This window comes from Mycobacterium stomatepiae, assembly GCF_010731715.1.
In the GTDB taxonomy this organism is placed as follows: Bacteria; Actinomycetota; Actinomycetes; order Mycobacteriales; family Mycobacteriaceae; genus Mycobacterium; species Mycobacterium stomatepiae.
The window spans coordinates 1,827,249-1,838,795 of the sequence record NZ_AP022587.1 but is presented as its reverse complement, the minus strand read 5'-3'; the positions used below and the strand labels follow the sequence as shown (position 1 = coordinate 1,838,795).

Sequence of the window (11,547 nt, the reverse complement as noted above, 5' to 3'; positions counted from 1 at the left end):
CGGCACGATGTCGCAGGGTCCGTGCCGGTGCCGACCCGGCCCCGACCCATGGTTGCTGCCGACTCGCGTCGGCGATCAATCGCCGACGGTGCGACCGCCCGATCGCGGATCGCCCAGCTAACTCTCGCCGGGCGAGTCGAGCACCACTTCTTCGATGTCCTTCACCAGCTCCGGCAAATTGACGTTGAGGTAGAAGTGGTCCCCGGGGAACACTCGGATGGAGAACTCCCGGGTGGTGCGTTCGGCCCAGGCCGTCATGTTCTCCTCGGCCACGATGATGTCGTCATCGGCGACGAATGCATGGATCGGGCAGGACAGCTTTATCTCCGGGGGCCGGGTATCGGCGGCAATGGTCCGGACGCTTTGCAATGTGGGCAGGATGCTCGAGGCGAATTCATCATTTGCCAGATGCTCGGGATTCGTCTCGGTGACCTGGGCGACCAAGCTCAAGATCTCGTGGTCGGACCCCTGCAATTCCTTGTATCGGATGTGACCCGGCGCCGCACAGGACGAGATGAACAGCGCGCTGATCGGGTGTCCCGCCCGATTGGAATCTCAGCGCGACTTCGAAGGCTGCCAGCCCGCCCATGCTGTGGCCGAAAAATCCGAGCTGACCTGCGGATTTCGCCGCAGGCGCCATCATGTTGAAGATTTCGTCGGCCAACTCGGGAATGCTGGCGAGCTCGGTCAGCCCGCGATCGCGCCGGCTGGGGTATTGCACGGCGATGCGTTTGATATTGGCGGAGAACGCCTTGGCGAACGGGACGTAATAGGTCGCGGATCCGCCGGCGTGCGGAAAGATAAATAACGTCGGCGCGCCGGCGTTGCCGGAATTTCGGTCAGCGGGCCCGTCCACCCGCCCAGCCTATCGCGGTGTGATTGGACGCCCGGCCGCCACCACACGATCGGCCCGGTGGTGATGAGAGGCATTCGGACCTGCGCGGGCGGCGCCGCGGAATTCCTGGAAGAATCCATTTCGTGGGGTGATTGCCACGTCATGTTGCCATTTAGGCAACGGATACCACGACTGCCGGGCGGCGCCGCCGCGCCCGTCGCGGCAAGCCCGGTGGCCAATGCCCGACACACCGGTGTCGCCACCGCCGTCACAGAGGTAACGCCAGGCACACTGGTAACAACAGGATTTTTGCAAGATGCCAGGAGGGTATGGCCGTGTACCGAGTCTTTGAAGCGCTGGATGAATTGGGCGCCATTGTCGAAGAAGCCCGCGGCGTGCCGATGACGGCCGGCTGTGTGGTGCCTCGCGGTGACGTGCTGGAGCTGATCGACGACATCAAGGACGCGATCCCCGGCGAGCTGGATGACGCCCAGGACGTGCTCGATGCGCGGGATTCGATGCTGTCCGACGCCAAGTCGCATGCCGACTCGATGGTGTCCTCGGCCACCACCGAGTCGGAGTCGTTGCTGAACCACTCCCGCGCGGAGGCCGACCGGCTGCTGTCCGACGCCAAGGCGCAGGCCGATCGGATGGTGAACGAGGCACGCCAGCACAGCGAGCGGATGGTCGGCGAGGCGCGTGAGGAAGCAATGCGCATCGCCACCGCGGCCAAGCGCGAGTACGAGGCGAGCGTCGGCCGCGCCCAGGCCGAAGCCGACCGATTGATCGAAAACGGCAACATCTCCTACGAGAAGGCCGTGCAAGAGGGCATCAAGGAGCAGCAGCGCCTGGTCTCGCAGAACGAGGTGGTCCAGGCCGCCAACGCGGAGTCCACCCGGCTGATCGACACCGCACACGCCGAGGCCGACCGGCTGCGCGGCGAATGCGACATCTACGTCGACAACAAGCTCGCCGAGTTCGAGGAGTTCCTCAACGGCACGCTTCGTTCGGTGGGCCGCGGACGCCACCAACTGCGGACGGCGGCCGGCACGCACGACTACGCCACGCGCTAGCGGGTAGCCCGCCGGACCCGGTGCCGAGGGTGGCCACCTGGCCACCTGGGCGGATGGGCGAAGCACCGCCCGGAGTACCTGGACGGCGCCGTAAGATTTTTCCTATGGCGCGCGAACACCGCACTACTGCGCAGCAACATCCGGCCTCGCCGATGACGGTTGACGTCGCGCGGCTTGGGCGACGACCGGGTTCGATGGTGACGCTACGCGACACCGTGCCCAGCCCGTTGCGCATCGGACTGGACATGATCGCGATCCCGCAGGGCGCCCCGCTGGACATGGATCTGCGGGTCGAATCGGTGTCGGAAGGCGTGCTGGTCACCGGAACGGTGTCGGGACCGACCCTCGGCGAGTGCTCGCGGTGCCTGACCGAGGTGCACGGGCACGTGCAGGTCGGGTTGACCGAGCTGTTCGCCTATCCGGACAGCACCACCGAGGCGACCACCGAGGAAGACGAGGTCGGCCGGGTCGTCGACGACCGCATCGACCTCGAGCAGCCGATCATCGACGCCGTCGGGCTCGACCTGCCGTTTGCGCCGGTATGCCGGCCGGATTGCCCCGGGTTGTGCCCCGAATGCGGCGTGCCGCTGGCCAATGACCCCAGCCACCACCATGACAACATCGATCCGCGATGGGCCAAGCTGGTGGACATGCTCTCCGACGATGCCGGTGACCCGGATCCCGCCGGGGGTGACCGGTGACCTCCCGGCAACCGCTGCTCGATGCGCTCGGGGTTAGCCTGCCCGAGGAACTGCTCTCGTTGGCGTTGACCCACCGCAGCTATGCCTACGAGCATGGCGGATTGCCGACGAACGAGCGGCTGGAATTTCTCGGCGACGCCGTGTTGGGCCTGACCGTCACCGACGAGCTCTACCACCGTCATCCCGACCGGTCGGAAGGTGACCTGGCCAAACTGCGGGCCAGCGTCGTCAACACCCAGGCGCTGGCCGACGTCGGCCGCCACCTGTGTGACGGCGGACTGGGTGCTCACCTGCTGCTGGGGCGCGGCGAAGCGAACACGGGTGGAGCCGACAAGTCGAGCATCCTGGCCGACGGGATGGAATCGCTGCTGGGCGCGATCTACCTGGCGCACGGCATCGAAACGGCACGCGAGGTGATCCTGCGGTTGTTCGGGGGGCTGCTGGACGCCGCGCCCACGCTGGGCGCCGGTCTGGACTGGAAGACCAGCCTGCAGGAGCTCACCGCGGCGCGCGGGATGGGCGCGCCGTCCTACCAGGTCACCTCCACCGGCCCGGACCACGACAAGGAATTCACCGCGGTGGTCGTCGTGATGGAGACCGAATACGGGTCGGGCGTCGGCCGCTCCAAGAAGGAAGCCGAGCAGAAGGCGGCCGCCGCGACCTGGAAAACGCTGGAAGCGTTGGACACCGCGGGGACGACGTCCATCTAGATGCCTGAACTGCCCGAGGTCGAGGTGGTGCGCCGCGGCTTGCAGGCCCATGTTGTGGGCAAGACGATCACCGCGGTTCGGGTGCACCACCCCCGCGCGGTGCGCCGCCACGAGGCCGGGCCCGCCGACCTCACCGCCAGGCTGCTCGGTGCGCGGATCGACGGAACCGACCGGCGGGGCAAATACCTGTGGCTGCTGCTCGACGGTGATACCGCGCTGGTCGTCCACCTCGGCATGAGCGGGCAGATGCTGCTCGGCAAGGTGCCGCGGTCCGATCACGTCCGGATCTCCGCGGTGCTCGACGACGCAACGGTGCTGAGCTTCGCCGACCAGCGGACCTTCGGAGGCTGGATGCTTGCCGAACTCATAGAAATCGACGGCAGCCAGGTGCCGCTGCCCGTCGCACACCTCGCGCGCGACCCGCTGGACCCCCGCTTCGACATCGATGCGGTGGTGAAGGTGTTGCGGCGCAAGCATTCCGAGATAAAGCGCCAGCTGCTGGATCAGCAGGTGGTGTCGGGCATCGGCAATATCTATGCCGACGAAGCCTTGTGGCGGGCCAAAGTTCACGGTGCCCGGGTGGCCGACACGCTGACCCGCCGCCAGCTGACCGCCGTGCTGGAGGCCGCCGCCGACGTCATGCGCGAGGCGCTCGCCAAGGGCGGGACCTCGTTCGATTCGCTGTATGTCAACGTCAACGGCGAGTCGGGCTACTTCGACCGATCCCTGGATGCCTATGGGCGCGAAGGCGAAAGCTGCCGGCGCTGCGGCGCGGTGATGCGCCGCGAGAAGTTCATGAACCGATCTTCGTTCTACTGCCCGCGATGTCAGCCGCGGCCGCGCGGTTAACGGGTTTCACGAAAAATTTAGGCTATCCTCAGCATTCAAAGGTTATCCTTACCGGGATGATAAGCCTCCGGCGTTGGGGCGGGTAATGCTCAAATCGGCGCGAAACGCAGACCGTCTTTCGGGTTCGCCAACCCTGCTGGCTCAGCTGTCGCCGGGCCAGCGGGCGACGATCGTGGGCGTCGCCTCGGCGGCCTCCGAAGTGGTGGCGGGCCGATTGCGGCAGTTGGGGTTTCGGCCGGCCTCCGATGTGGAGGTGATCCGCCGGGCCCCGATGGGCGACCCGACCATCTACCGAGTTCAAGACACCGAACTGTGCCTGCGTCTGCGGGAGGCGAGGCTGATCGAGGTCGCCGCGGGGACTGACGCGTGACGTCATGCCACGAGGAAGGCGGCTCCGCGGTCGCCGTTGCGGGGATGGCGCGGATCGCCCTGGTCGGAAGTCCCAATGCGGGCAAGACTTCGGTGTTCAACCACCTGACCGGGCTGCGTGCCAAGACCGGTAATTACCCGGGCGTCACCGTCGGTCGCAGCGTCGGCACCACCGGGGTGGACGGCGTCGAGATTGCGATCGAGGACCTGCCCGGCACCTACAGCCTCGACCCGATCAGCCCGGACGAGGCGGTGGTGCGCGACCTGCTGGGGGGCGAGGTCTACGGCGACGGCCGGCCCGATGCGATCGTCATCGTCGCCGACGCCACCACGCTGCACCGCTCGATCATCCTGGTGGCGCAGGTGCTGCGGCAGGACCTGCCGTGCCTGTTGGTGCTGACCATGACCGACGAGTTGACCGCCCGCGGCGGCGGCATCGACCTGGACGCGCTGTCGACGGCGCTGGGTGTCCCCGTCCTCGCGGTGATTGCGAACCGTGGCGTGGGCGTCGATACCCTGCGCGGCCGGCTGACGTCGTTCGGCCAGTGGAAACGGCCCCCGATCCTGCCCCCGGGCGAGGACGGCGCGGTCGACGCCTGGGGCAAATCGGTGCTGGATGCAGCGGATTACGTTGCACCGCAACCGGATCGGCGCTCGAGGCGGATCGACGCGGTCGTGCTGCATCCGCTGTGGGGCACCGTCATCTTCTTCGCGGTGATGTTCTGCTTCTTCCAGGTCGTGTTCACCGTGGCCGCGCCGCTGCAGGATCAAGTGGGCGACTGGCTCACCTGGCTCGGCAACCTGGTCAGCAACCACGTCGGCAACTACGTGGTGCGCGGGCTGCTCGGCCAGGGCCTGATCGGCGGCGTCGGAACGGTGCTGCAGTTCATCCCGCAGATCGTGTTGCTGTTCCTACTGATCGCGCTGCTGGAGAACGTCGGCTACATGGCGCGGGCCGCGTTCCTGATGGACCGGGTGATGGCCGCTACGGGATTGGAAGGCCGCGCCTTCGTCGCGATGCTCTCGTCGTTTGCCTGTGCGATCCCAGGGATCATGGCCACCCGGACGCTGCCGTCGTCGAAGGACCGGATCGCCACCATCATCACCGCGCCGTTGATGACCTGCTCGGCCCGCCTTCCGGTGTTCACCCTGCTGGTCGGGATCTTGGTCTCGCCGAAGACGCAGTGGGGTGGCTTCAGCGCGCAGGGCATCGCCATGTTCGCGCTGTACGTGTGTGGCGGCACCTCGGCGCTGATCGCCGCCGCGATATTCAAATCGACGGTCCTGCGCAGCGATCTGCTGCCGTTCACGATGGAGCTGCCGCCGTACCGCTTCCCGTCGCCCAAGAATGTGCTGATCACGATGTGGGATTCGGCAAAGATGTTCCTGCGCAAGGCCGGAACGATCATTCTGGGCACGTCGGTGGTGCTGTGGGTGCTGCTCAATCTGCCGGCGCGCGAGGCCGAGACCGCGAAGATGTCGCCCACCGACGCCACCGCGTACGTGATGGACCACAGCCTTGCCGCCGACGTCGGCAAGTTTGTCGGACCGGTGTTCAAACCGCTCGGCTTCGACTGGCACGTCAACATCGCGCTACTCGGTTCGATGTCGGCGCGCGAGGTGTTCGTGTCCACGCTGGGCCAGGTGGCGGCGGCGGAGAGCCCCGACGATCCGCACGAGGCGCTGGTCGCGCTGACCGACGACGAGGGTCATAAGGTGTTCACCGCGCCGACCGTGATCGCGTTGATGGCGTATTTCATCTATGCGCTGCAATGCATGTCGACCGTTGCGGTGATGCGCCGCGAAACCAACTCCTGGAAGTGGCCGGCGATCGCGTGGTCCTACATGTTCGTCCTGGCCTGGTTGATGGCCTTTGCCGCCCGACAAGTCGCGATAGCCCTCGGCGCATGATTCCGATTCACGCCACGGCCACCGAGGATCCGCGTCGGCTCCGTTGGGTGGTCCCGGCGGAGCAACTACCGCCGCGCGGCAGGGTCCGCGTCGTCCCGGGCAGGCTGGGTGCCTTGCTGGACGCCGGCGTGATCGACGAAATCGTGGTGGCCGGCAATGGCATCCTGATCACGATCGCCGCGGCCGGCGGCTGGCGCGAGGTGGGCGACGACATTCGCGAAGCGCTCGGCGAGGCGCTGCTGGACTCGGCGGGCTGGACTGTCGACGAAACATCATTTCCCGCAGGCAAATTGGAAGTCGCGGTCGAGGAGCTGTTGTCCGGGTCGGTGGGGGCGCTGGCCGCCTCGCACGGCGGGTCGATCGAGCTGGTCTCGGTGGTCGGTCATCAGGTCACCGTGCGCATGGCGGGGGCCTGCGACGGCTGTCCGGGGGCGTCCGCCACGCTGCGCGATGCGCTCGAACGCGAACTGCGCCGCCGCGTCGACGAGCAGGTGGTGGTCTCGTCCGAAAACGATTCGAACTCATTGTCTTTCGGTAGGAAGCTGCTGTCGTTGCTAGTCCGCTGAGTGCGCATTCGCCGGCCCCGGTAGAAATGAGCCATGACGGAACTGTGGGTCGAACGCACCGGGACACGCCGCTACACCGGCCATAGCTCGCGGGGCGCGCAGGTTCTGGTGGGCTCCGAGGACGTCGAAGGGGTGTTCACGCCCGGCGAATTGATGAAGATCGCGCTGGCGGCCTGCAGCGGGATGTCCAGCGATCAGCCGCTGGCCCGCCGGCTCGGTGACGACTACCGGGCGGTGGTCCGGGTTTCCGGTGACGCGGACCGCGACGAAGAGATCTATCCGCTGCTCTCCGAAACCCTCGAAGTGGACCTGTCGGGATTGTCCGAGGACGACGCCGAACGGCTGTTCGTGGTCGTCAACCGGGCGATCGACCTGGTCTGCACCGTCGGGCGCACGTTGAAGGCGGGCACCACGGTCAAGTTCGAGATCGCTTCCGAGACCGGCCATGCCGGACCCTGACGTCCGGCTCACCGCCTGGGTGCACGGCCTGGTCCAGGGGGTGGGCTTTCGCTGGTGGACCCGCTGCCGGGCGCTGGAGCTCGGGCTGACCGGCTACGCCGCCAACCAGGCCGACGGTCGCGTGCTGGTCGTCGCGCACGGACCGCGGGAGGCGGCGGAGAAATTGCTGGAGCTGCTGGAAGGCGGCCATTCCTGGCCGTCCCGGCCCGGCCGCGTCGACAAGGTCGTCGCCGACTGGTCGCAACCGCAAGAACGGTTCGAGGGGTTCGTCGAGCGATAGCGCCGGCACCATCACATTTCGCAACGCATCGCGGCCCTGTTTTCAGTGACTGAAGTGGCCACTGTGGCCGGTGCGTCAGAGTGTGAACAACGGGTGTATTTGCAGCGAGCCGACACCCCTTGATGACGGCGGCTTGGGCAATTTGAGCGGTAGTCTGGCTCGTCGTGTACCTCAAGAGTCTGACGCTGAAGGGCTTCAAGTCCTTCGCTTCGCCGACGACTCTGCGCTTCGAGCCGGGCATCACCGCCGTCGTCGGACCCAACGGCTCCGGCAAATCCAACGTGGTCGATGCGCTGGCGTGGGTGATGGGGGAGCAGGGCGCCAAGACGCTGCGCGGCGGCAAAATGGAAGACGTCATCTTCGCCGGCACCTCGTCGCGCGCCCCGCTGGGCCGCGCCGAGGTCACGGTCACGATCGACAACGCCGACAACGCGCTGCCGATCGAGTACTCCGAGGTCTCGATCACGCGGCGGATGTTCCGCGACGGCGCCAGCGAATACGAAATCAACGGCACCAGTTGCCGTTTGATGGATGTCCAGGAACTGCTGAGCGACTCCGGCATCGGCCGTGAGATGCACGTGATCGTCGGGCAGGGCAAGCTCGACGAGATCCTGCAGTCACGGCCCGAGGATCGCCGCGCGTTCATCGAGGAAGCCGCGGGCGTGCTCAAGCACCGCAAGCGCAAGGAAAAAGCCCTGCGCAAGCTAGACGCGATGCAGGCGAACCTGGCTCGGCTCACCGACCTGACCACCGAGCTGCGCCGCCAGCTCAAACCGCTGGGCCGTCAGGCCGAGGTGGCCCGCCGCGCCCAGACCATCCAGGCCGATCTGCGCGACGCGCGGCTGCGGCTGGCCGCCGACGACCTGGTCAATCGCCAGGTGCAGCGGGACGCGATCTTGGAGGCCGAGGCCACCATGCGCCGCGAGCACGACGAGGCCGCGGCTCGCTTGGCCGTCGCCTCCGAGGAGCTGACCGCGCACGAGACCGCGCTGGCCCAACTCTCGGTGCGCGCCGAATCCTTGCAGCACACCTGGTTTGGGCTCTCCGCCCTGGCCGAACGGGTGGGCGCCACGGTGCGCATCGCCAGCGAACGCGCCCAGCACCTGGATCTGGAGCCGGTGGCGACCAGCGACACCGACCCCGACGCATTGGACGCCGAGGCCGAGCAGGTCGCGGCCGCCGAACGGCAGCTGCTGGCGGAGCTGGACGCGGCCCGGACCCGGCTGGAGGCCGCCCGCGCCGACCTGTCCGAGCGTGAAAGTGAGGCCGCCGAGGCCGATCGGGCCCACCTGGCCGCCGTCCGGGCCGAGGCGGACCGGCGCGAGGGCCTGGCCCGGCTGGCCGGCCAGGTCGAGACGATGCGGGCCCGGGTCGAATCGATCGACGACAGCGTCGCCCGGTTGTCCGAGCGCATCGAACACGGCGCCGCCCGCGCGCAGCAGACCCGGGCGGAGTTCGAAACCGTCCAGGGCCGCGTCGGCGAACTCGATCAGGGCGAGGTCGGCCTGGACGAACACCACGAGCGGACGGTGGCCGCGCTGCGGCTGGCCGACGAGCGGGTCGCCGAGCTGCAGGCCAGCGAGCGCGAAGCCGAGCGCCGGGTGGCGTCACTACGCGCCCGCATCGACGCGCTCTCGGTGGGTCTCGAGCGCAAGGATGGCGCGGCGTGGCTTGCCCAAAACCACAGTGGTGCAGGGCTTTTCGGGTCGGTCGCGAAGCTGGTCAAGGGCCGTCCCGGGTACGAGGCGGCGCTGGCCGTGGTGCTCGGATCCGCGGCCGACGCGCTGGCCGCGGAAGACTTCGCCGCGGCCCGTTCGGCGGTCGCGGCGCTGAAACAAGCCGACGGTGGCCGCGCGGCCCTGGTGCTGGGGGACTGGCCCGTCGGCGAACCGCCGCCGGCCGCCCCGCTGCCCGACGGCGCCCTCTGGGCGCTCGACCTGGTGGAGGCCCCGCAGCGGTTGCGCGGCGCGATGGTCGCGATGCTGTCCGGTGTCGCTGTGGTCGACGACCTGGGTGCGGCGCTGGATCTGGTGGCGGGCCGCCCGCAGCTGCGCGCGGTCACGCTTGACGGTGACCTGGTCGGCCGCGGCTGGGTGAGCGGCGGTTCGGACCGCAAGCCGTCGACGCTGGAGCTCACCTCGGAGATCGACAAGGCCAGCAGCGAGCTGGCCGCCGCCGAGTCGCAAGTGGCGCAGCTCGGCGCCGCGCTGTCCGGCGCCTTGACCGAGCAGCGCGGCCGGCAGGACTCCGCCGAGCAGGCGCTGGCCGCCCTCAACGAGTCCGACACCGAGATCTCGGCGATGTACGAGCAACTGGGCCGGCTCGGGCAGGATGCCCGCACCGCCGACGAGGACTGGAACCGGCTGCTGCGCCAGCGCGAGGAGCTGGAGGCTGGGCGCGCCCAGACCGTCGAGGAGGTCACCGAACTCGAGACGCGGCTGCGCAACGCGCAGGCCAGCCAGCTCGCGCCCGCCGAAGACCCCGTCGATCGTCAGCGGATCGCCGCCGCGGCCGAAACCGCCCGCGGCGTCGAAGTCGAGGCCCGGCTCGCGGTGCGCACCGCCGAGGAACGGGCCAACGCCGTGCGCGGTCGGGCCGATTCGTTGCGCCGCGCGGCCGCCGCCGAGCGTGAGGCGCGGGTGCGGGCCCAGCAGGCACACGCCGCGCGACTGCGGGCGGCCGCGGTGGCGGCGGCGGTGGCCGACGCGGGCCGGCTGCTCGCGGCGCGGCTGGACCGGGTGGTCGCCGCGGCATCGCAGATCCGCGACGCCATGGTCGCCGAACGCGAGGCGCGGTCGACGGCGATGGCCGCGGTGCGCACCGAGGTGCAGACGCTGGGCGTCCGGGTGGCCACGCTGACCGATTCGTTGCACCGCGACGAGGTGGCCAACGCCCAGGCGGCGATGCGCATCGAGCAGCTCGAACAGATGGTGCTCGAGCAGTTCGGCATGAGCCCCGCGGATTTGATCGCCGAGTACGGCCCGCAGATCGCGCTGCCGCCCTCCGAGCTGGAGATGGCCGAGTTCGAACTGGCCCGCGAGCGCGGCGAGCAGGTCACCGCGCCCGCCCCGATCCCGTACGACAGGCCCACCCAGGAGCGGCGGGCCAAACGCGCCGAGCGGGAGCTGGCCGAGCTGGGCCGGGTCAATCCGCTGGCCCTCGAGGAGTTTGCCGCGCTGGAGGAGCGCTACAACTTCCTGTCCACCCAGCTCGAGGACGTCAAGGCGGCCCGCAAGGATCTGCTCGACGTCGTCGCCGACGTCGACGCCCGCATCCTGCAGGTGTTCAGCGACGCGTTCGTCGACGTGGAACGCGAATTCCAGGAAGTCTTCACCGTGCTGTTCCCGGGCGGCGAGGGCCGGCTGCGACTGACCAACCCGGACGACATGCTCACCACCGGCATCGAGGTGGAGGCACGTCCGCCCGGCAAGAAGATCACCCGGCTCTCGTTGCTGTCCGGTGGCGAGAAGGCGCTGACCGCCGTCGCGATGCTGGTGGCGATCTTCCGCGCCCGCCCGTCGCCGTTCTACATCATGGACGAGGTCGAGGCGGCGCTCGACGACACCAACCTGCGCCGCCTGATCTCGCTGTTCGAGCTGCTGCGGGCGCGCTCGCAGCTGCTGATCATCACTCACCAGAAGCCGACCATGGAGGTTGCCGACGCGCTGTACGGCGTGACCATGCAGGGTGACGGCATCACCGCGGTGATCTCGCAGCGCATGCGCGGCCAAGAGGTTCAGCCGCTCGCCACTACTTCTGCTTAGGGCCCGGGCGGCGACTGCCGCTGTGAGTTG

The 11,547-nt window shown here is 68.5% G+C and carries 10 protein-coding genes and 1 pseudogene; 10 read left to right on the top strand and 1 reads right to left on the bottom strand.

Features of this window, described 5'->3' with window-relative positions:
- Positions 1-117 precede the first annotated feature (117 nt).
- Positions 118-856: pseudogene (locus tag G6N54_RS08760) on the bottom strand (thioesterase II family protein).
- Between the two features lie 314 nt (positions 857-1,170).
- Here G6N54_RS08760 and sepIVA point away from each other — a divergent pair.
- The 10 genes from sepIVA (at position 1,171) to smc (ending at position 11,517) form a co-directional block, all read left to right on the top strand.
- Complete coding sequence (sepIVA, locus tag G6N54_RS08755) at positions 1,171-1,908, top strand: cell division protein SepIVA (RefSeq protein WP_163789703.1); 738 nt, start codon at positions 1,171-1,173, stop codon at positions 1,906-1,908.
- Between the two features lie 104 nt (positions 1,909-2,012).
- On the top strand, positions 2,013-2,609 hold the full coding sequence (locus tag G6N54_RS08750) for a YceD family protein (protein WP_179969187.1): 597 nt from the start codon (positions 2,013-2,015) through the stop codon (positions 2,607-2,609).
- A complete protein-coding gene (rnc, locus tag G6N54_RS08745; RefSeq protein WP_163789702.1) occupies positions 2,606-3,319 on the top strand; it encodes a ribonuclease III in 714 nt (237 codons plus the stop codon). The genes G6N54_RS08750 and rnc overlap by 4 nt, the downstream gene beginning before the upstream one ends.
- A complete protein-coding gene (gene mutM, locus G6N54_RS08740; protein ID WP_163789701.1) occupies positions 3,320-4,168 on the top strand; it encodes a DNA-formamidopyrimidine glycosylase in 849 nt (282 codons plus the stop codon).
- An 85-nt stretch (positions 4,169-4,253) separates the two neighbouring features.
- Positions 4,254-4,538, top strand: a complete 285-nt coding sequence (locus G6N54_RS08735; RefSeq protein WP_232073517.1) for a FeoA family protein — start codon at positions 4,254-4,256, stop codon at positions 4,536-4,538.
- Positions 4,535-6,448 carry a ferrous iron transporter B gene (feoB, locus tag G6N54_RS08730; RefSeq protein ID WP_163789700.1) on the top strand — a complete coding sequence of 638 codons (1,914 nt, stop codon included), beginning with the start codon at positions 4,535-4,537 and terminating at the stop codon, positions 6,446-6,448. The genes G6N54_RS08735 and feoB overlap by 4 nt, the downstream gene beginning before the upstream one ends.
- Entirely contained in the window at positions 6,445-7,014 is a 570-nt protein-coding gene (locus G6N54_RS08725; protein ID WP_163789699.1) for a NifU family protein, read from the top strand. Before feoB ends, G6N54_RS08725 begins: the two co-directional genes overlap by 4 nt.
- A 33-nt stretch (positions 7,015-7,047) precedes the next feature.
- Positions 7,048-7,473 (top strand): OsmC family protein, encoded by a 426-nt coding sequence (locus tag G6N54_RS08720; RefSeq protein ID WP_163789698.1) that lies wholly within the window; start codon positions 7,048-7,050, stop codon positions 7,471-7,473.
- Positions 7,460-7,753 (top strand): acylphosphatase, encoded by a 294-nt coding sequence (locus tag G6N54_RS08715; RefSeq protein ID WP_163789697.1) that lies wholly within the window; start codon positions 7,460-7,462, stop codon positions 7,751-7,753. Before G6N54_RS08720 ends, G6N54_RS08715 begins: the two co-directional genes overlap by 14 nt.
- Positions 7,754-7,917: 164 nt before the next feature.
- Complete coding sequence (gene smc, locus G6N54_RS08710) at positions 7,918-11,517, top strand: chromosome segregation protein SMC (RefSeq protein ID WP_163789696.1); 3,600 nt, start codon at positions 7,918-7,920, stop codon at positions 11,515-11,517.
- The last annotated feature ends 30 nt before the right edge of the window (positions 11,518-11,547 follow it).